Genomic DNA, 21326 nt, shown 5'->3' on the forward strand with positions numbered 1-21326 from the left:
TCATTGCCCGGAAGCCTCAAATACATTGCTTCAGAATACAATAAATGGGGGCAGATCGTTGATTATCAATTCTTATTTATTGCTATTGCCGTTTTCTCTCCAGTAAGATGAACGACATTGCTGTTAGTCAGGAGTGAGTAAGGTGTATGTCACCCACCATCTATGATATCGCACGGGTTGCCGGCGTTTCGAAATCAACCGTCTCCCGCGTTCTGAATAAACAAACGAATATTTCTCCTGAAGCGCGTGAAAAAGTGTTGAAGGCGATTGACGAATTAAATTATCAACCCAATAAACTCGCCCGCGCCCTGACCTCTTCTGGCTTCGACGCCATTATGGTTATTTCGACACGCTCGACGAAAACCACCGCCGGCAACCCTTTTTTCTCTGATGTTCTGCATGCCATTACAGCCAAAGCTGAAGAGGAAGGTTTTGATGTTATTTTGCAAACCTCGAAAAGCAGTGAAGACGATCTGCTGAAATGCGAAAGTAAAATAAAACAAAAAATGATTAAAGGGATCATCATGCTGAGCTCACCGGCAAATGAATCCTTTTTCACAACGCTGGATGCTTATGGCGTACCGGTGGTCGTCATCGGGAAAGTCGAAGGTGATTTTCAGAATATTTACTCGGTCGACACGGATAATTTTCACGACAGCGCCACGCTAACAGAAACCTTTATTAAAAATGGCCGACGTAACATTGCCTGTCTGCACGCGCCGCTCAATTATCATGTTTCGATTGATCGTCTTGCCGGTTATAAATCCAGCCTGGAAAAGCACGGCATCGCCATTAACCCGGCGTGGATCATCGACGGCGGATATACCCATGAAAGCGCGCTTGCCGCGGCCACAGAATTGCTCTCCTCGGCCACGCCACCTGATGCGGTATTTGCCACTGACAGCATGAAGTTACTCAGCCTTTATCGCGCGGCGGATACTCTGGATCTGAGGATCCCCGAGCAGGTGGTGATTGCAGGATACAGTGACCCGATGCTCTCCCTCATTTTAACGCCAGCACCCGGGGGTTTTGATATCCCAACCCGCAAGCTGGGTGAAGAGAGCTGCAATCTTCTTTTCAGGCGTATCGCCGGTCAGCCTGCGCCACAAAAAGTGCTTGTCGATACCCATTTTACGTTAGCGCCCTCTCTTCGCTAAAACCAGGGGCTGAAAGCCCCTGGCATCCGGTCTGTCAGAACGCGTAATTAACGCCAACACCCGCGTAGTGGAAACGGTCGCTGTCGCCTTCGTCATGGTTTTCCCATTCGTAGGCGTATTCCAGCGTCATGGATAATCCATTGTTGAAGTCATACGCGTACAGAAGACCCAGTCGGTTGAAATCGTGTCCTTCACGATCGGGATCGTCCTGCCAGTCCCAGTTCGACCAGCGATCCAGCCCCAGACGGGTATATGGCGTGAGCGTAGTCTGGCCTAATGAAACAGGCAGATACGCGCGAATTTCCTGCGTTGAAAATTCGCCGTTATTACGTGAACTGTCCATATTGAAACCGCGCTCAAGATAATAGTTCACTTTTGCAGAGAAGGTTTCATTAATGGTCCAGGTAAAACCCGTTTCCGTTTCTACACGGCTGTCGGCATAACCGGTTTTTTCCAGGTCATTTGCAAACTGATACATGGCAAACCAGCCACCAAAACGCCAGTCGTCGGACAATTTAATATCCCAGTCGGGCTGAATTTTGTAGCGCTGCATATTTGCGCTACCGTCTTTGGCACCGTGTTCATCTTTAAAGTGATAACCGTAATTACGGAAACCGCCGGTCAACCCGAGTGTAAAATCATCGGTGCCAATAAAGCGATAGCGTAATTCAAATTCCGGACGGTCAAAATAGGTCCCACGGGTCATGCTGCTGTAATCAACCGGTCCTTCCTGATACATTGCCAGCGAAAGGGTCCAGGCATCCCATGTGGCATTAAACCACACAGAGGGTTCATATAATCCATCTTTATCGTCGCCCTGACCTTCGACGTTTTCAATTTCATACATGGCACCGATATTAAATTCCCAGTGTTTTGCTGATTCCGTTGCGTGCGCGCAGCTAACCCCTGCGCACAGAACGAGCGCAGCACTTCTTAGTAGAGTACTCATTTAAATGTTCCCTTTATAATTAACTCAAAAAAAACCGGAAATTTGCATTTCCGGCGAACGCCTTTCTTATCTAATAGCCACTTCAGTATCAGCGTCGAAGAAATGACATTTATTCATATCGAACTGGATGCCGATATTATCCCCCGCCGCATAATCATTTACCGCTCCTGCACGAACGACCAGCTCATGCCCGCCCACGGTGGCATAGAGCATGAACTCAGCCCCGGTCAGTTCGGCCACGCTGACTTTTGCCGCAATATCATCCCCACGGTTTTGCAGCGTCAGAATATCTTCCGGCCGGATCCCAAAGACCACGGCTTTACGCTGATATCCGGCGGCCTTCACCGCCGCCAGCGTGTCTTCAGGTATCTCCAGACGCAGCGTTTCCGTCACGAAATAGCGATCGTCTATCGCGCCCCGAATAAAATTCATTGCCGGTGATCCGATGAAGCCCGCCACAAACATATTCGCCGGTTCGTTGTAGACCTGCTTAGGTGCCCCCACCTGCTGAATAACGCCATCCTTGAGGATCACAATGCGGGTCGCCATCGTCATCGCTTCCGTCTGATCGTGGGTCACGTAAATCATTGTGGTGTTGAGCTTCTGATGCAGCTTGCTGATTTCAGCGCGCATTTGCACACGCAGCTTGGCGTCCAGGTTAGAAAGCGGTTCATCCATCAGAAAGACGCCGGCTTCGCGCACAATCGCCCGTCCTAACGCCACGCGCTGACGTTGCCCACCCGACAATGCGCCAGGTTTACGCGTGAGGTAATCACGCAACCCCAGGATTTGTGCCGCCCAGTTCACGCGCTCTTCAATGACCACGGGGGCAATTTTCTGCATCTTCAGGCCAAACGCCATGTTGTCGTAAACCGTCATATGCGGATAAAGCGCATAGTTCTGGAAAACCATCGCAATGTCGCGGGACTTGGCGGGCACATCGTTCATGCAGACACCGTCAATCACCAGCTCACCGGCGGAGATCTCCTCAAGCCCGGCAATCATGCGAAGCGTCGTCGATTTACCGCACCCCGAGGGACCCACAAAGACGATAAACTCCTTGTCCTCAATTTCGAGGTTAAAATCCTTAACCACATGGACCTGGTTATCGTAGATTTTCTGAATATGCTTCAGAGACAGTTGAGCCATTTTTTAATTCCTTATCATTACCGTTCGGGATGCCCAGAAATCCGTCAGGCATTTCCAGGTCAGTTCCTGCGTTGAATGAAGTTGTAAGCCCGCATGGTTCAGGCCAGGTCCAATCCCGACCGAGAGCATTCCCGCCGCGTTGATTGCCTCAACGCCGGCTGCAGCATCTTCTATTCCGATAGCCTGCTCGGGGCGCACGTTCAGCCCGGCGCAGGCCGCAAGAAAGATCTCCGGGTCCGGTTTTGAGCGGGCAATGCGCGAGGCATCGGCGCAGAAATCAAAAGCCCTCTCAATGCCCAGCGCCTGCAAAATACCGGGGGCGTTAAGGGACACTGAGGCCAGCCCGATTTTGACGTTCGCCGCACGAATTTCCGCCAGCACCTCGCGGATGCCCGGAAGCAGAGAATCCTGCGTCAACGACGCCAGAGACCCGACGTAGCGCGCGTTCTTTTTATCCGCGAGCGCCTGCCGCTGCTGGTCGTTAAACTCCCCCTCTTTTCCGCCATGGCGCAGGATCCGCTGCAGCGATTCCATACGGCTTATCCCTTTCAGCTCGTCGTTGAACACCACGTCGAACGAGATGCCAATTTCCTGCGCCACGGCACGCCAGGCCAGAAAATGCAGATGCGCGGTATCGGTGATCACACCATCAAGATCAAAGACAACGGCCTCAGGCATCATGATTTGCTCCCGTGGTAGCGGTCCCATAAGTAGATGTAAAAAAATCCCTGAAAGAACAGACCTGCCGATCCGTTATGCACAGGGTTTTACCCCACAGCGTTAAGGTCACCGGTGCAGTGGTTTCAATCGTTAAAACATCATTTTCAAACGTGAAGTGCATGCGCGCGTTTCTCCATCGCAGCGGGAAAGCCAGTTTTCGCCAGTGGGCAGGCAACTTCGGGGCAAGATGCAATTCCCCCTGGACGATCTGCATGCCGGCAAATCCCTGAATAACGCCGGACCAGATAGCCCCGGTGGCGGCAGCATGAATCCCGTCATCGCAGCTGTGCGGATCGTCGCCCAGATCGATGGCGATACCCTCGCGCCAGAAGGCGTAGGCTCTTTCCGTATCGCCACACCGGGCAGCAACAATTCCATGAATCGCTTTGCTCAGCGAAGAGTCGTGTATGGTACGCGGCTCGTAGTACGCCAGGTTGGCAGCACACTGCTGTGGGGTAAACCGTTCCGGCAGCAGGTAGTTGAGCATCACCACGTCGGCCTGTTTAAGGATCTGCATCTCGTTCACTTCCGCGCGGGAGTAATCGAGCAGAATGGTCTGTTTACCCGCTTTCGCCTTATAGCGGCTCAGATCGATTGCCGGTTTCGCCATGAAGGTGTCATCCTGAGGAAGGACCCCTTCTGCGTTGGCTTGCGGTAACCACAAACGGGACATAAACCGGCTGGCATTCTCCATGAAGCCGGCATCTTCACGATTGAACATCGCCATAAACTGGCGCGCACAGGCGACATTGTGCCAGGCCAGATAGTTGGTGTAGGCATTGTTATTGACGTGCTCCGTGTACTCATCCGGCCCGATCACATCGTGGATTTCCAGGCGATCATTGACTTTCGTCGCCCGCCCCATCCAGAACGTTGCCGTCTCTATCAGTAGCGTCAGCCCTTCGTTACGCATAAAAGCGTCATCATGTGTCGCCTGCCAGTAGGCCACGACAGCCCAGGCAATGTCCGCCACAATGTGATGTTCTGCCAGCGCAGAGGCCACTTTCTGGCGCGTGCCCGTGCGGATGTTGATTGCTGCATATTCCGGCGTTTCCTCCTGACCGCTCGCGGCGCTCTCCCAGGGGAAAAGTGCGCCAGGCCAGCCGTTGCGACGCGCTTTTTCACGAGCTCCGGCCAGGTTGAGCCAGCGATAACGCAGCAGACTGCGGGCGACCTGCGGACGCGTAAAGAGATGGAAAGGCAGCAGGAAAATTTCGGTATCCCAGAAGACGTGGCCTTTATACCCTTCGCCGGTCAATCCTTTCGCGGCGATACTGCAGCGCTCATTGTCGGCAGGCGTCATGGCGGTCAAATGCCAGACGGTATAATCCAGCGCGAGCTGATCCTGCGGTTCCGCAGACGTTACCGCCACCCGCGCATCTCGCCAGACGTCTTCCCAGGCGCAGGCAGAGCTCTCCAGCAACGATGCGTAGCCTCGTGCTGCGCACACCTTGAGTTCGGCCAGTGCGTTACGCGCAAACGACGCCTGCGAAAGGGCTTTGTCACTGCGGTGGGCGACCCAGACGATCTTTTCAAGCGTGACAGTGTCACCCCGCGAAACGTTCAGGGCGTAATGCGCACTGATGCGACGATTTTTAGCGGTAAAGCAGCTTTCGCTACCCGCTGAAAGCCGGCAGAACGCGGATATAACGACATCAGAAACCCGGTCCTGCGTTTCATACACGCCCTGCATACAGTTCTGGTCGAATACCCGGACTGAAATCTCATCCAGATGCTGCCTGCCGCTGTTGGTTTGCGTCGCATCGATTCCGGTTTTCAACACCACCTGCGAGGGTCCATCAAGGGGAGTGATGGCGAGTTGCATTGCCACTAACGGCAGCTGAGCGAGAGAAACGAAACGACGGCTCTCCAGGCGGTAGCGTTTCCCGTCGGGCGAGCGCCAGAGCACGCTGCGACGCAGTTCACCATTGGCAAACGCCAGCTCGCGCTGCCACTCAAGAAGCGCCCCGGAAAGCAGGGTAAAATTCACACCATCCAGTTCAACCTCAATACCGGTAATATCCGGCAGGTTGATTAACTCCGTGGTCTCATTGCGACCTGCGCGATGGTAAAGCCCGGCGAGATACATGCCCCTGGTTTGCTGGGTGTAATCCTCTTCGTGTGCCGCGCGAATGCCCATGTAGCCATTGCCGCAAGCCATGATGGAGGCGTATTTATTCAGACTGTGGGGAGAGAAGCCCGGTTCGGTTAAAACAGACACATTCAGCATAACGTCACGCTTTCCCCTGTATCCGCCGATTCATAAAGCGCGGCAACAAGTTGCTGGATAACCAGCCCCTGTTCCGCATCTGCGATCATAACCGGCTCTCCCAGCACATGGCGTACAAACGCCTCCATGCTGCGCAGGTGACGCTGGTCGTCTGCCTCATCACGCTGCATGAGGGTCTGTAAAACGCCCGCCTCATCGTGGTAAATGTGAGCCGGGAAGAGCGTGGCCCCCGCCTTTTCGCCACAGAATGAAACATTCATGATCGACTGCTCACGGATATTCAGCGCAAACGACGTATCCAGGCGCAGAACGCCGCCATTGCAGAATTCAATTGTGCCAAACAGAGCATCTTCAACGGTAAACCGGGCGGGATCCCACTCGCCAAACTGTCCACTGTTTTTACGGTTCCCCAGCTTCTGGAAGCTGTGGGCGGTCACCCTTTTTACCGCCGGGAAACCCAGCACATACATCGCGGCATCCAGCATATGAATACCGATATCGATCAGCGGTCCGCCGCCCTGTAGCGATTTGTTCGTAAAGACGCCCCAGCCCGGCACGCCGCAACGACGCAGCGCCTGCGCCGACGTAAAGTAGATCTCACCTAACGCCCCATTTGTGACAGCGTCACGTAACAGCTGCGTGTCGAGCGCAAACCGATGGTGAAAATCATACGCCAGCACTTTTCCCGCTTTACGGGCCGCCATGCGCATCTGGTCAGCCTGTTGCGGCGTCATGGCAGGCGGTTTTTCGCACATCACATGACATCCGGCCTCCAGTGCCACCATGACATGTTCAAAATGGAACCGGTTTGGGGAGCAGACGCTGACCACATCAGGTTTTACCGCCTGCAGCATTTCAGATGCATTCTGCCAGACCGAAGGAATTGCATGACGTTCCGCAAACGCCTGTGCCTGTTCAAGGCCGCTGTCCATGACAGCGACCATTTGAACATCACTGCGTGTGGCGTAATACGAGGCATGCACTTTGTCCGCGACCTGCCCGGCGCCAATAATGGCGACGCGCAGAAGCGAAGGTATTGAAGCACTCATCACGCTCGTCATCCTTAGCATTCACGCAGATACGTGAGTGAATCCTGGTAAGCCTGGGCCGGATCGTCGGCGCGGACACGGCACTCATACACCACGTAGCCCTGATAGTTGTCCGCACGAAGCTGCCCGAACAACGTGGCAAAATCCAGCGTCCCGCTGCCAGGCTGATAGCGATGGTTATCGGCGATATGCACATGACCCAGCAGATCCCGGTTGCGATGCAGCGCCTCTGTTAGAGAATCTTCTTCGATATTCATGTGGTAAAAGTCGCCGATGATCTGCACATGCCTGAGCGCGTTCTCTTCGATATAGCGACGCGCATCCGCGAGCGTGTTGATCATGTGATCCTGGTAGCGGTTGAGCGGCTCAAGGTAAACGGTGGTCCCGGTACGCGCCGCCACCTCATCCAGATAACGCAGCGAAGCACTCACCGCTTCGCGGTCACCCGCCAGGCTGCGTGGAGAGGTCATCGGCGGCAAACGGAAGGTAAACATTCCCCAGGCGGCGGGCACAATAACCCCTTTTCCACCCACTTTAGCCAGTGCTTCCAGGATGCGTTCGATCTGTTTTAATCCGTTCAGACGACGTTCTTCAATGAAGTCACCAATCCAGCCGTCATATCCCCCGCAGGCGGTGGTCACCGGCAGGCCCGTGGCGGTGATTGCGGCTTGCACTTCATCGAGATTATCCACCAGCAGTTTGCCGTCAATTTCAAAGCCATCAAAACCCATCGCTTTGATGTACTGGAATTTCTCCAGAATAGAAGTCGGGAAAAAGGCCTGGTTTTGCGTTGCGATTTTCATTGATGCTCTCCTTAGCTTAAAAAGTGACGCCCATCTTGATGCTCAGTTCCGGATGCTGATCGACATACTTCATGTAGCTCTCAGCGCTGGTGGTAAAGGTGACAACCGGGTCAATCAGATCTTCGCAGTTCAGATAACCGTTCATCAGCAGTTCCCAGCAGGTCTCTTCAATACGCTTTCGACTCCAGCGCGGATAATCCGGGTTGGGTTCGCTGCAGGCGCGCGAGAAAACGATTTTCGCGTTATTGAAGTGGGCTTCACGCCCCAGATTGAACCCTTCTGCGAACGGTTTCGCGAAAGCCACGTAGGCGATCGTTCCACCGTAGGCGAGCCCGCGCAGCGCAGACTGCAATGCATCGGCAAAACCGCTGGTTTCGATAATCACGTCAGCGCCCTGCTTTCCGGTCAGTTTTTTAATCTCCAGACCGACATCGGTGCCAAACGGATTGAGGCAGTAATCGGCCCCGTGACGGCGGGCAATTTCGCAGCGATGTTCGATAGGATCGACACCGATGACGATGGATGCACCGGCTTTTTTCGCCAGCTGAATCGCAATCTGCCCAATGGCACCCAGTCCGACCACAACGACAAAATCCCCTACCCGCACGTTAGCATCACGCACGCCGCTCATGGCGAACTGCGCAGGGTCGTAACAGACGGCATTTTTCCAGGAAGACCCTTGCGGCATTTTGCGCAGCTTGTAGTTATTAACGGCATTCACGATGACCGTCTCCTGCAGCGGCCCATAGCAGCAGACACGGTCGCCCGTCTGGTACTCCGTCACGTCATCGCCGCATTCGATAATGTCGCCAACGATCATGTTGCCCAGCTGGAACTTACCAAACTCAATGCCCCGCGCCGCGCCCTCTTCACGCGGGGTAAACATCTGCCACTCCGCGTTAAACTCCTCATCAATGAAGGGACTTGCCGCACGGAAATCTACCACTTCGGTGCCGTGTTTTGGCGCGCCGAAGCGCGCACGAATTTTCACTTCATGGACGGCAACAGGACGATCTTCATATTCCACCAGCGCCGCTACACGAGGCGCTGTCGCAACTAACTTTTTCATGACTGACTCCTAGTTAAAACTGGCCGCCTCAGCCTTTAACGCCACCGGCGGTCAAACCACTTTTGATAAAACGTTCAGACAGTGCGTACATGATGACCACCGGAAGCGCCGTCACCAGCGATGCCGCCATCATGCGACCCCAGATATAATCTGGCGTGCTAAAGAGGGTGTTTAGCCCAACCGGCAAGGTGAAATTGCTGGCGCTGGACAGGAAAATGGATGCAAACAGGTAGTCGTTCCATGCCACCATGAAGCAGTAGACGAACACCGACACGAGGCCGGAAATCGCCAGCGGAACGGTAATGCGGAAGATAATTTGCAGGCGGTTAAGCCCGTCCATCATCGCAGCTTCTTCTATTTCATCCGGAATGGTGTCGAAATAGCTGCGCAGCATAAAGACGGCTGTCGGCAGCGTCTGGGTCACCATGGTGATAATCAGCGCCAGCTCTGTGTCATAGATCCCCAGCGCGGTGATGATTTTGAACAGCGGCACCACCAGCAAAATCCCCGAGAACATATAGACGGTGTAAAAACTCGCATTGATCGTCGTACGTCCTTTAAAACGCAGTTTGGATAACGCGTAAGCCCCCAGCGTGCCGAGAAAAACGGCAATCACCGACGAGGTCAGCGAGACCACCATGCTGTTTCTGAAGTAATCCACAAATGGGAAGATCAGCGGATTAAAGATGTCGATGTAATGCTGCAGCGTCCACGCCTGCGGCAGGATGGTCGGATGGAGCGATATCGCCTCTTTCGCGCTCTTAAGCGAGGTCATTAACATCACAAAGAACGGGAACAGCGTGATGATCAGAAACACCGCCAGCCCCAGATAAAAACCGAGACGGCTCAGTACGCGTTTATTTGTTGCCATTGAGGTTTACCCTTTTTCTGGTCAGCAGAATGACGGCGAAGATGATCACGAACAGCACCACGGAGATGGCAGCGGCTTTCCCGAGGTCATTGAAGGCAAATGCGGTCTTGTAGAGATAGACGCCCAAAATATCGACCTTGGTGGTCAGGAGATAAACATCAGCGAACATATAGAACATCCAGATGGTTCGCAGTGTAATCACCGTGGCCAGCACCGGCATAATGGCGGGCAGCGTGACGATACGAAAACGCTGCCAGGCATTTGCCCCATCCATTTCCGCGGCTTCGTACAGCGACTTATCAATGGTCTGCAATATCGCGAGGAACGAGATAAACGCGTAGGGGAAGTAACGCCAGATGGCGAACAGCACCACCAGCACAAAACTGCTGCCCGGGTTGTCGAACCACAGCGGCGCCTGGTCATACAGGTGCAACAGATCGACACCCAGATAGTTCACAATGCCGTAGCCGTTGTTGAACATGTATTTCCATGCAAACACCAGCGAGATGGATGGTGTGACGTAGGACAAAATCACCAGTGAACGCGCCGTTTTCCGCAGACGAAATTCCCGGTTAAAAAAGAGGGCAACGGCCAGCCCCAGCGCCGTGCTGCCCATCACCACCAGGGCGGTGTACCAGAACGTCATCCACAGGGAGTGCCAGAATGCGCCATCGCTGAGGATACGAACATAGTTATCCAGCCCGACAAACACGGCGCTAATGCGCGGGTTAAGCGGCAAACGTAAAAAGCTGATTTCAATATTGGAAATCATCGGCCAGGCCACCAGGCCCCCCAGCAAAATCAGGCTGGGGGCCAACAGCAGCATGGCGAAAGGCATATCTGAACGACCAGAAAACAACGTCTTCATAATTTCCTTCCGCAGAGCGCTCCTATCGTTGTGAAATCAGGTCAGTCAGTCGCTTTTGGCTGTTGCTTAACGTTGCAGTGAGATCCTGTTGACCTACTGTGACGTTATGCACCATGGAACTGATGATGCCGGACCCCGTTACATCACCCATGCGGGTAAAGTTTTTGTCGCCCACGGCGCCAAATACCTGCACATTCGGGAACTGGGCGATAAGCTCATAGGGAAGTTGACCAAACGCTTTAATGACCTCGTTGTCTTTCCAGGAGTCCGTGCCGACGACCAGTTTGTTCACCGGCAGCGCGGCACCCGGGGACATCATCACCCAGTCAGACGCGTTCTGTGCCTGCTCCATCCAGGTGACAAACTTCTGTGCAGCCTGGGTTTCATCTTCTGTTTGACCGGAGGTGATCGTCAGCGATGTGACCATGCCGTAGACCGCTGAAGACGTTTCAGTCGGAACGACAAAGCCCAGGTTGGCTGGGTTGCCGTCTTTATAGACCGCCGGCAGGATATAGGTGGAATACACCGCCATCGGCGCCGAACCATTCATAAAGGCATCTTTAATCTCCATGACATCGTTCGAGCCCGGCATGGTGGTCGCGGCCAGTGCTTTATAGAACGCCAGCGCGTTCACCATTTCCGGGGTATCGATGTTGATTTTCCCGTTGGCGTCAAAAACGTTCGCGCCACCGGAAAGCGCAAACTGAGAAAACGCCTGCTCGGTCATCACGCTTTCTGCCGTGGGTAGCGCAATGCCATAGCGTTTTTTAGCCGGATCGCTGAGGCGTTGGCTGGCTTTCAGCAGCTGTTCCCAGTTATGCGGCTCCTCAATACCCGCCGCAGCAAGCACATCTTTGTGATACCAGACGCCAGACAGCCAGGCGCTGATTGGCACCCCCGTCCAGGCTGAGCCGTCTTCTGTGCGAACGACACGCAAAATTCCGTCATAGAAGGTGTTTTCGCCCACCGCTTTGATGGCGGCGTTGATCGCATCCCGGTCCAGCAGCTGCTCTTTATCCATGACTTTTGCGTAGTCATGGCTGACCTCAATGACCTCAGGCAGCGCACCGGTGCGGGCCAACGTAATCACTTTAGTGTTGTAGGCATCCTCTTCTACCGGTACCTGTTTCACCGTAATCGTCGGGTTCTCTTTCTCGAATTTTTCAATCAGTTTTGTAATTACCGCCTGACGCTCCTGTTCAACTGAGGAGTGCATAAACTCAATGGTGACAGCAGAGGGTTTGTCATCCTTACAGCCTGACAACAAGGCGCACGAAACCAGTGCTGATATCAGCACAATTTTGGGCATATTCATGTTTAAGGTCCTTTTTTAGTTTTCTTTAACCCACAACACCTGCCATGGATTAAGGGTCAGAGTCGTACCAGTAATATCTTTCCCGGCGATCAATTCCCTGCCGGATGGAATATTCGACTCAAGCGTTTGAACGCGATCGCTGAAATTAAATAACGCGGTAACTTTTTCGCCGCTTTGCGCAATACGCATTATTTTTAATACATGCTCGCCTGCCGTACTAAAACAAGCCTGACTGTCAGGGTGGAATGCTTTTTCTGCACGCCTCAGGGCGATTAATTCATGCAATCTATAATAGACTTTCTGCCGCAGGCTATTTTCGTTCTCAAGCTCACTGTCGATTGCACCGGCGAGATATTTTTTGCGGTTAATCGCACGATTATATCCCAGGCGCTCCACGCCCTCATAATCATTACGCGAGCCAAGAATACTTTGAATATAGACGGCAGGCACACCGGGGAAACTCAGGAGTACAGCATGAGCCAGAATAAACCGGGCAATACGGTGATTATCATCGCAGTCCCTTGTGCTTAACGCATCAAGATAAGTGACATTGATTTCATACGGGCTTCGCGTTCCATCCGGATTGTTTTTCCAGTTGACCAACGCCCCCTCGTCCTGAAGTTTCTCTACCAGCGAGAGGATCTCAGACTCGGGTAAAATTCCGCGTAACGGATTGAGGCCAATCCCATCATGCGAGGCCAAAAAGTTAAACCAGGTGGTTTTCGTGGAAGGAAGCGTCAACGACGACGCCCACTGACACAGCGCCCGGACATCCTGACGGTGTACCGCATGCAGCACAAGCGGCGGCAAGGAGAACTGATACACCATCTGCGCTTCATTGTTGCCGTCACCAAAGTAGGCAACGTTGTCTTTATGCGGGACATTGGTCTCAGTGATTATCACCGTACCCGGCGCGACAGCCTCGGTGATGGCACGGAAAAGCTGGATAAGCTGATGGGTTTGTTCCAGATGGATACAGCTCGTTCCGGGTATCTTCCACATAAACCCAACGGCATCCAAACGAATGTAGCGCGCCCCTTCAGTCAGGTAGTGCAGCAGCACGTCTACCATCGCAATCAGAACCTGAGGAGAGGCAAAATTGAGATCGACCTGGTCGCTGCTGAAGGTGGTCCACAGGTGGCGTACGCTGCCATCGTGAAGCGTAAACGGCGTGAGGAGGGGCAAAGCACGCGGTCGCGTGACGGCCGACAGATCCGTTTCAGGGTCAACAGAAATGAAGAAATCGTTATACCCCGGCATTTGCTTAAGGTAATTCGCGAACCATTGACTTTGCGCCGACATGTGATTGCAGACGAAATCAAACATCAAACTGGCTGATTGTTTTAATTCGGCGATGTCCTGCCACGTTCCTGTTTCTGGTGCGACGTCGTGGTAATCAATAACAGAAAAACCGTCGTCAGAAGACCACGGGTAAAAAGGTAAAAGATGAACATGTGAAAAGGAGTGAGAGAGCCACTTATTATAAAACCGTGTGAAAACCGGCAGGGCTTTCTCCCCTTCTGCCGAAAACTGATCGGCATACGTAATCAGGACAACATCTTTTTCATCCCACCCCACCTTACGCTTATCTGTAATAACAGAAATCGCGTTATCAATCTTTTCCAGCAACACCGAAAAATGGGTATCGGAAAATGATTCCCCGTAAACAAGATTAATGATTTCTTTAATTTTAGCCTGCATTTTATTTTCCATGGTAGCGGTCCCACGGAACGCAATCTACTCCCATGAAAAATATCTGTCAACGGACCGGGACGCAGAAAAAGGCGATTGCAAAGCAGCTCAACGCAGTATTGTGAGCTGCCGCAAAGAAAGAAAGGGAAAGCGAAGAAGTATCGCTAGCCTGCCCCGAAAACGAGAAAGGCTAACGTACGCAGGAATTATTGGGGAAAGTAGCGGCGTGAAAGCCGTTTTGCCACTTTTTGCAGCAGAGGTTCGAGCGCCACAGCCAGCAACATTCTTACCGGCTTGCGGGCAACAGATTTTATCGCCCAACCCGCCACACCTGCCGGGCCGAAACGTAATGCCGTCAGCAGGACCAGTTTACCTGCGATTTTCAGGCCGGGTTTTACCTTCTGACCGGCCTGTTGCCAGTTTTGCTTCATGTATATTCTCTCTTAAAGCTGACGAAAACGGCTTCTCAGCGTGAAGGTGTCAGACGTGACATAGCGCTCCATCTCACGTAACCGCTTCTCCCCAGCGGCGAGTTGATCGTCAACCGCGTTGAGAAGATCGTTGCTGGTCGGTGCGCCTTCTGCGGCCAGTTCACCTTCCGGCATCGGGTCGAGTACAAACGACAGCACGATGTACGCCACCAGGGTGATAAACGCCAGACCGAAGAAGATCGACAGCACCGTTACCACGCGAACCAGTTTGACCGGGACATCAAGATAATGGGCCAGTCCGGCACAGACGCCGCGTACCATTCCCTGCTGCGGAATGCGCCACAATTTTTTGTTCAGATTCAGTCCGGCCATTAACGGTCCCTCCAGTTTGGATGTTCTGCATCGAGGATATCTTCCAGCGCCTGAATGCGTTCGCGCATTTTATTCGCCTGTTCGGTCAGCTGTACGAGACGCTGTTGTTCACTCTGGGAAAGTTCACCACGTGAAGAACGGTTGCTGTAGTGCAGCCATAACCAAATCGGCAGAACAAACAGCACGAAAATGGTCAGGGGAATAGCCAGAAAAAGCGCGCTCATGTGTACTCCTTGTCTTACGATGCGTGGCGGCACACTCAGGTGCCGCACAAATTATTATTGGTTGTCTTGCTTCATTTTGGCTTTCAGCGCAGCAAGTTGCTCGCTGATTTCATCGTCCGCTTTCAGGTCAGCGAACTGCTGATCCAGTGACTTTTGTTTACCAATGCTGTGACTTTCCGCTTCCGCTTCCATATGGTCGATACGGCGTTCAAACGACTCAAAACGTGCCATTGCTTCATCCAGCTTACCGCTATCCAGTTGGCGACGTACATCGCGGGATGAGCTTGCCGCCTGGTGGCGCAATGCCAGCGCCTGCTGACGCGCACGCGTTTCGTTCAGTTTATTCTCAAGCTCACCAATCTCTTTCTTCATACGCGAAAGCGTATCATCGACCAGTGTGACTTCATGCTCGAGCGTCGCGACCATGTCTGCCAGCTTCTGTTTTTCAATCAGCGCGGCGCGGGCCAGGTCTTCTTTATCTTTACGCAACGCAAGTTCTGCTTTTTCCTGCCATTCGTTAAGCTGAGCGGTCGCCTGCTCAATGCGGCGCGTTAACTGTTTTTTCTCAGCCAGCGCACGGGCGGAGGTAGAACGCACTTCAACCAGCGTATCTTCCATTTCCTGAATCATCAGGCGCACCAGCTTCTGCGGATCTTCCGCTTTCTCAAGCAGTGAGTTGATATTGGCGTTCACGATGTCGGCGAAACGAGAAAAAATACCCATAATGTGATCCTCATAGTTCTGTTATCGGGCGATGCCCTGCTACATAGCTAATACAAATACTGTGCCAAGTTTTTATCTTGTTGATTTTACTTGATGTGGTTGATTTCCAGGCATCGGCACACTATGCTCACCTGGTGAATATCACTAAGGAGTGGTTAATTTCATCATGGCTGGATACAAAGACAATTTACTCGGCGAAGCCAACAGTTTTCTGGAAGTCCTCGAACAGGTCTCCCGTCTCGCGCCGCTCAACAAGCCAGTGCTTATTATCGGTGAGCGCGGCACGGGTAAGGAACTGATTGCTAACCGTCTGCATTATTTATCCGGACGCTGGGATGGCCCCTTCATTTCGCTTAACTGCGCGGCGTTGAATGAAAATCTGCTCGACACGGAGCTTTTCGGTCATGAAGCCGGTGCTTTTACCGGTGCCCAAAAACGCCATCCGGGTCGTTTTGAACGCGCCGACGGCGGCACGCTGTTTCTTGATGAACTGGCCACCGCGCCCATGCTGGTACAGGAAAAGCTGCTGCGCGTGATTGAATATGGCGAGCTGGAGCGTGTCGGCGGTAGCCAGCCGTTGCAGGTCAACGTGCGTCTGGTGTGCGCGACCAATGCCAACCTCCCGCAAATGGTGGCAGAGGATAAATTCCGTGCCGACCTGCTCGACCGGCTGGCCTTTGACGTCGTTCAGCTCCCGCCGCTGCGCGAGCGAAGAAGCGACATCATGCTGCTGGCAGAGCAGTTTGCGATTCAGATGTGTCGCGAGCTCGGCCTGCCGCTTTTTCCGGGGTTCAGCGAGTATGCAAAGGAGACACTCCTCGCTTACCACTGGCCGGGAAATATCCGTGAGTTAAAAAACGTCGTGGAGCGTTCTGTCTATCGCCACGGCAGCAGTGAGACCGAGCTGGATAACATTATTCTAGATCCTTTTCAGCGTAGCCCGCAGCCAGCTTCCGCCCCGCCCGTGTCCGGGGCTTCCCCTGCACTTCCCCTGGATTTGCGGCAGTTCCAGCATGAACAGGAACAACAGCTGCTTGAGCAGAGCCTGAAGGTGGCGAAATATAACCAGAAACGGGCGGCTGAACTCCTGGGTCTGACCTACCATCAATTAAGGGCATTGCTCAAAAAGCATCAAATGCGCTGACAATATCAGCACTTACCCGCAGACATTTTTACGAAGCAGGCGTAAGTGCGATACACTTTGCAGATCGAACCTAAAAACCTTAAAAATTATGCGTCTGGTTTTATCGTCCTTCTTTGCACTTGGTCTGTTCAGCAGCCTGGCGTTTGCTGCGCCCGAACCCGCTACGCAACCTGATATTCGCGACAGCGGCTTCGTCTATTGCGTAAGCGGTCAGGTTGATACATTTAACCCGCAAAAAGCGGGCAGCGGCCTGATTGTGGATACCCTTGCCGCGCAACTCTATGACCGTCTGCTTGATGTGGATCCCTACACCTACCGTCTGGTGCCAGAGCTTGCCGAAAGCTGGGAAGTCCTGGATAACGGCGCGACCTACCGTTTCCACCTACGCGATGATGTCGCATTTCAGCACACGCCTTGGTTTACCCCAACGCGCAAACTGAACGCAGATGATGTGGTCTTTACGTTCCAGCGTATCTTTAACCGTAATCACCCGTGGCATAACGTTAACGGCAGTAACTTCCCCTACTTCGACAGCCTGCAGTTTGCCGATACCGTTAAAAGCGTTCGCAAGCTGGATAACCGCACGGTGGAATTTTCGCTGAAGCGCCCGGATGCCTCTTTCCTCTGGCACCTGGCCACCCACTATGCGTCCGTTATGTCTGCTGAATACGCCGCGAACCTGAGCAAAATCGATCGTCAGGAGTTAATCGACCGTCAGCCAGTCGGCACCGGTCCGTTCCAGCTGGCCGAATATCGCTCCGGACAATATATCCGCCTGCAGCGCCATGCGCATTTCTGGCGCGGCACGCCGCTGATGCCACAGGTAGTGGTCGATCTTGGCTCTGGCGGGACGGGGCGTTTATCAAAACTGCTGACCGGGGAGTGCGACGTGCTGGCGTGGCCTGCTGCCAGCCAGCTCACCATTTTGCGCGACGATCCGCGTTTGCGCCTGACGTTACGCCCCGGCATGAACATCGCCTATCTGGCGTTTAATACCGATAAGCCGCCGCTGAACAACCCTGCCGTACGCCACGCGCTGGCGCTGGCCATCAACAACCAGCGTCTGATGCAGTCGATCTATTACGGTACGGCAGAAACCGCCGCCTCTATTTTGCCGCGAGCCTCGTGGGCCTATGACAGTGAAGCTAAAATTACGGAATACAACCCGGCAAAAGCGCGTGAACAGCTGAAAGCGCTGGGGGCGGAAAACCTGACGCTGCAACTCTGGGTACCGACCAGCTCTCAGGCCTGGAACCCAAGCCCGCTGAAGACCGCCGAGCTGTTGCAGGCAGATATGGCGCAGGTGGGGGTGAAAGTGATCATCGTGCCGGTTGAGGGTCGTTTCCAGGAGGCGCGCCTGATGGACATGAACCATGATTTAACCCTGACAGGCTGGGCGACCGACAGTAATGACCCGGACAGCTTCTTCCGTCCGTTGCTGAGCTGTGCGGCGATTAACTCCCAGACCAACTACGCCCACTGGTGCAACCGGGAATTTGACGGCGTGCTGCAAAAAGCGCTGGCGTCCCAACAGCTGGCGTCACGCATAGACGCCTATGATGAAGCGCAGAAGATCCTTGCCGAAGAGCTGCCCGTGCTGCCGCTGGCCTCGTCCCTGCGCCTGCAGGCCTATCGCTATGATATTAAAGGCCTGGTGTTGAGTCCGTTCGGCAACGCCTCCTTCGCCGGCGTATCTCGCGAAAAAGAACAAGAGGTGAAAAAACCATGATCATTTTTACCTTGCGCCGCCTTCTGCTGCTGTTGGTGACGCTCTTTTTCCTGACCTTTGTTGGTTTCAGTCTGAGCTATTTCACCCCGCACGCCCCGCTCCAGGGGTCGTCGCTGTGGGATGCGTGGCTCTTCTGGTTTAACGGTCTGCTGCACTGGGATTTCGGTGTTTCAAGCATCAACGGACAGCTCATCTCCGAGCAGCTGAAAGAGGTTTTCCCGGCGACAATGGAGCTGTGCATTCTGGCGTTCGGTTTTGCCTTAATGGTTGGTATTCCGGTAGGGATGCTGGCAGGGATTTATCGCAACAAATGGCAGGATAAATTTATCAGCGCCCTCGCCCTGCTCGGCTTCTCGATCCCGATCTTCTGGCTGGCGCTGCTGCTGACGCTTTTCTTCTCCCTCAACCTGGGCTGGCTGCCGGTTTCTGGCCGTTTTGACCTGTTGTATACGGTAAAAACGGTGACCGGGTTTGCTATCGTTGACGCCTGGCTGTCTGATTCAGCCTGGCGACATGAGATGATCGTCAGCGCCGTACGCCATATGGTCCTGCCGGTACTGACGCTGGCGGTGGCACCGACAACCGAAGTGATCCGCCTGATGCGCCTGAGTACCATCGAGGTGTTCGATCAAAACTATGTCAAAGCGGCCGCCACGCGCGGCTTATCGCGCCTGACTATCTTGCGCCGTAATGTGCTGCATAACGCCCTGCCGCCTGTTATCCCGCGACTGGGGCTTCAGTTTTCCACCATGCTCACCCTGGCGATGATTACCGAAATGGTCTTCAGCTGGCCGGGGCTGGGACGATGGTTGATTAACGCTATCCGCCAGCAGGACTACGCCGCCATTTCGGCGGGCGTCATGGTGATTGGCTCTCTGGTGATTATTGTTAACGTGATTTCCGATATTTTGGGTGCTATGGCCAACCCGTTGAAGCATAAGGAATGGTATGCCCTACGATAACGTATACAGTGAAAAGCGCACGCCCGGTGCGCTGCGTACCGTGTGGCGTAAATTCTATGGTGACACCACGGCAATGATTGGCCTTTATGGCTTCGCCGGGCTGGTGTTGCTCTGCGTTTTTGGCTCCTGGTTTGCGCCCTATGGTATTGATCAGCAGTTCCTTGGCTATCAGCTGCTGCCCCCATCCTGGTCGCGCTACGGTGAAGTCTCTTTCTTCCTCGGTACGGACGACCTCGGGCGTGACGTATTGAGCCGCCTGTTGAGCGGCGCGGCGCCGACGGTCGGCGGTGCATTTGTGGTGACGTTTGCTGCCACCATCTGCGGTCTGGCGCTCGGCATCTTTGCTGGGTCGACGCATGGCCTGCGCTCGGCGGCACTGAACCACATTCTCGACACCCTGCTCTCTATTCCGTCCCTGCTGCTGGCCATCATTGTGGTGGCGTTTGTCGGGCCACACCTGTCGCATGCCATGTTCGCGGTCTGGCTGGCGATCCTGCCCCGCATCGTGCGTTCGGTATACAGCATGGTGCATGACGAGCTGGAAAAAGAGTATGTCGTCGCAGCTCGCCTGGACGGTGCAACAACCTTAAACATCCTTTGGTTTGCCGTACTGCCGAACATCGCTGCCGGGCTGGTCACGGAGATCACCCGCGCCCTGTCGATGGCGATTCTGGACATCGCGGCGCTTGGTTTTCTCGATCTCGGCGCGCAGCTGCCGTCGCCTGAATGGGGCGCGATGCTTGGTGACGCGCTCGAGCTTATCTACGTTGCGCCGTGGACGGTCATGTTACCGGGCGCAGCCATTATGGTGAGTGTGCTGCTTGTCAACCTGCTGGGCGATGGTATACGCCGTGCAATTAATGCGGGGGTGCAATAATGCCGCTTCTTGATATTCGCAACCTGACCATCGAGTTCAAAACCGGTGAAGGCTGGGTGAAAGCCGTCGATCGCATCAGTATCACCCTTGCTGAGGGTGAAATTCGTGGGCTGGTGGGTGAATCCGGTTCAGGGAAAAGCCTGATCGCCAAAGCCATCTGTGGTGTGGCGAAGGATAACTGGCGCGTTACCGCTGACCGTATGCGTTTTGATGATATCGACCTGCAACGCCTTTCTCCTCGCGAGCGTCGCAAGCTGGTCGGCCATAACGTATCGATGATTTTCCAGGAGCCGCAATCCTGTCTTGACCCGTCCGAGCGCGTGGGCAAACAGCTGATGCAGAACATTCCCGGGTGGACCTATAAAGGCCGCTGGTGGCAACGGTTTGGCTGGCGTAAGCGTCGTGCTATTGAGCTGTTGCACCGCGTCGGGATCAAAGATCATAAAGATGCCATGCGCAGTTTTCCGTACGAACTGACCGACGGTGAGTGTCAGAAAGTGATGATTGCCATCGCGCTGGCCAATCAGCCGCGTCTGCTGATTGCGGATGAACCGACCAACGCGATGGAACCGACCACGCAGGCGCAGATTTTCCGCCTGCTGACGCGTCTGAACCAGAACAACAACACCACCATTTTGTTAATCAGTCACGACCTGCAAATGCTCAGCAAATGGGCTGATAAGATTGATGTGATGTACTGCGGGCAGACGGTCGAAACCGCCCCGAGTGAAGACCTCATCACCGCGCCGCATCATCCGTATACGCAGGCGCTGATCCGCGCCATTCCAGATTTTGGCAGCGCCATGCCGCACAAGAGTCGCCTGAATACCCTGCCCGGGGCTATCCCGCTACTGGAGTCCTTGCCGATTGGCTGTCGTCTGGGGCCGCGGTGCCCGTATGCGCAGCGTAAATGTATTGAGACGCCACGCCTGACAGGGGCTAAAAATCATCTATATGCCTGTCATTTCCCGCTGAACATGGAGAGAGAGTGA

General features: G+C 54.0%; 21 protein-coding genes. 6 read left to right on the forward strand and 15 right to left on the reverse strand.

Translation table 11 applies throughout. The features are described from left to right. Window positions 1-146: 146 nt before the first annotated feature. Window positions 147-1157 carry a LacI family DNA-binding transcriptional regulator gene (locus ACMGG3_RS07710; RefSeq protein WP_086532457.1) on the forward strand — a complete coding sequence of 337 codons (1011 nt, stop codon included), beginning with the start codon at window positions 147-149 and terminating at the stop codon, window positions 1155-1157. 34 nt (window positions 1158-1191) lie between these two features. Here the strand turns inward: ACMGG3_RS07710 and ACMGG3_RS07715 are convergent, their stop codons facing one another. From ACMGG3_RS07715 to pspA, 15 genes are all read right to left on the reverse strand, one after another. Next, a complete protein-coding gene (locus ACMGG3_RS07715; protein ID WP_025204021.1) occupies window positions 1192-2106 on the reverse strand; it encodes an OmpG family monomeric porin in 915 nt (304 codons plus the stop codon). 66 nt (window positions 2107-2172) lie between these two features. Beyond that, complete coding sequence (locus tag ACMGG3_RS07720; RefSeq protein ID WP_106504169.1) at window positions 2173-3255, reverse strand: ABC transporter ATP-binding protein; 1083 nt, start codon at window positions 3253-3255, stop codon at window positions 2173-2175. A gap of 3 nt (window positions 3256-3258) precedes the next feature. Then, a complete protein-coding gene (pgmB, locus tag ACMGG3_RS07725) occupies window positions 3259-3936 on the reverse strand; it encodes a beta-phosphoglucomutase (protein ID WP_059305683.1) in 678 nt (225 codons plus the stop codon). After that, window positions 3926-6205, reverse strand: a complete 2280-nt coding sequence (locus ACMGG3_RS07730) for a glycoside hydrolase family 65 protein (RefSeq protein ID WP_414149753.1) — start codon at window positions 6203-6205, stop codon at window positions 3926-3928. The genes pgmB and ACMGG3_RS07730 overlap by 11 nt, the downstream gene beginning before the upstream one ends. Further along, window positions 6199-7254, reverse strand: coding sequence for a Gfo/Idh/MocA family protein (locus ACMGG3_RS07735; RefSeq protein ID WP_414149754.1), 1056 nt, complete (start codon window positions 7252-7254; stop codon window positions 6199-6201). Before ACMGG3_RS07735 ends, ACMGG3_RS07730 begins: the two co-directional genes overlap by 7 nt. A gap of 14 nt (window positions 7255-7268) precedes the next feature. After that, the gene (locus ACMGG3_RS07740; protein WP_414149755.1) at window positions 7269-8057 is read right to left on the reverse strand and encodes a sugar phosphate isomerase/epimerase family protein; all 789 of its coding nucleotides are present in this window, start codon (window positions 8055-8057) and stop codon (window positions 7269-7271) included. Between the two features lie 16 nt (window positions 8058-8073). Then, window positions 8074-9126 (reverse strand): zinc-dependent alcohol dehydrogenase, encoded by a 1053-nt coding sequence (locus ACMGG3_RS07745; RefSeq protein WP_047356413.1) that lies wholly within the window; start codon window positions 9124-9126, stop codon window positions 8074-8076. Window positions 9127-9154: 28 nt separating this feature from the next. Beyond that, window positions 9155-9997, reverse strand: a complete 843-nt coding sequence (locus ACMGG3_RS07750) for a carbohydrate ABC transporter permease (protein WP_020882460.1) — start codon at window positions 9995-9997, stop codon at window positions 9155-9157. Next, entirely contained in the window at window positions 9984-10865 is an 882-nt protein-coding gene (locus ACMGG3_RS07755; RefSeq protein WP_025204014.1) for a carbohydrate ABC transporter permease, read from the reverse strand. The genes ACMGG3_RS07750 and ACMGG3_RS07755 overlap by 14 nt, the downstream gene beginning before the upstream one ends. 22 nt (window positions 10866-10887) lie before the next feature. Beyond that, window positions 10888-12180, reverse strand: coding sequence for an ABC transporter substrate-binding protein (locus tag ACMGG3_RS07760; RefSeq protein WP_032678282.1), 1293 nt, complete (start codon window positions 12178-12180; stop codon window positions 10888-10890). 15 nt (window positions 12181-12195) lie between these two features. Further along, the gene (locus ACMGG3_RS07765) at window positions 12196-13893 is read right to left on the reverse strand and encodes a sugar phosphorylase (protein WP_414149756.1); all 1698 of its coding nucleotides are present in this window, start codon (window positions 13891-13893) and stop codon (window positions 12196-12198) included. Between the two features lie 185 nt (window positions 13894-14078). Beyond that, entirely contained in the window at window positions 14079-14303 is a 225-nt protein-coding gene (gene pspD, locus ACMGG3_RS07770; protein ID WP_014170342.1) for a phage shock protein PspD, read from the reverse strand. A 12-nt stretch (window positions 14304-14315) separates the two neighbouring features. After that, window positions 14316-14675 carry an envelope stress response membrane protein PspC gene (gene pspC / locus ACMGG3_RS07775; RefSeq protein WP_014170343.1) on the reverse strand — a complete coding sequence of 120 codons (360 nt, stop codon included), beginning with the start codon at window positions 14673-14675 and terminating at the stop codon, window positions 14316-14318. Further along, window positions 14675-14899 (reverse strand): envelope stress response membrane protein PspB, encoded by a 225-nt coding sequence (pspB, locus tag ACMGG3_RS07780; protein ID WP_025204011.1) that lies wholly within the window; start codon window positions 14897-14899, stop codon window positions 14675-14677. Before pspB ends, pspC begins: the two co-directional genes overlap by 1 nt. Before the next feature lie 54 nt (window positions 14900-14953). Then, window positions 14954-15622, reverse strand: a complete 669-nt coding sequence (gene pspA, locus ACMGG3_RS07785) for a phage shock protein PspA (protein ID WP_014170345.1) — start codon at window positions 15620-15622, stop codon at window positions 14954-14956. Between the two features lie 166 nt (window positions 15623-15788). Between pspA and pspF the strand changes: the two genes are divergently transcribed. The 5 genes from pspF (at window position 15789) to sapD (ending at window position 21326) form a co-directional block, all read left to right on the forward strand. Next, entirely contained in the window at window positions 15789-16766 is a 978-nt protein-coding gene (gene pspF, locus ACMGG3_RS07790; RefSeq protein ID WP_044866560.1) for a phage shock protein operon transcriptional activator, read from the forward strand. Between the two features lie 88 nt (window positions 16767-16854). Then, complete coding sequence (gene sapA, locus ACMGG3_RS07795) at window positions 16855-18495, forward strand: ABC transporter substrate-binding protein SapA (protein ID WP_020882454.1); 1641 nt, start codon at window positions 16855-16857, stop codon at window positions 18493-18495. Continuing rightward, window positions 18492-19457, forward strand: coding sequence for a putrescine export ABC transporter permease SapB (sapB, locus tag ACMGG3_RS07800; RefSeq protein WP_014170348.1), 966 nt, complete (start codon window positions 18492-18494; stop codon window positions 19455-19457). The genes sapA and sapB overlap by 4 nt, the downstream gene beginning before the upstream one ends. Next, window positions 19444-20334: a putrescine export ABC transporter permease SapC gene (sapC, locus tag ACMGG3_RS07805; protein WP_014170349.1), complete on the forward strand. Its 891-nt coding sequence runs from the start codon at window positions 19444-19446 to the stop codon at window positions 20332-20334. Before sapB ends, sapC begins: the two co-directional genes overlap by 14 nt. Next, the gene (gene sapD, locus ACMGG3_RS07810) at window positions 20334-21326 is read left to right on the forward strand and encodes a putrescine export ABC transporter ATP-binding protein SapD (RefSeq protein WP_014170350.1); all 993 of its coding nucleotides are present in this window, start codon (window positions 20334-20336) and stop codon (window positions 21324-21326) included. Before sapC ends, sapD begins: the two co-directional genes overlap by 1 nt.

It is taken from the genome of Enterobacter sp. BNK-18 (assembly GCF_047456135.1).
Taxonomy (GTDB): domain Bacteria; phylum Pseudomonadota; class Gammaproteobacteria; order Enterobacterales; family Enterobacteriaceae; genus Enterobacter; species Enterobacter ludwigii.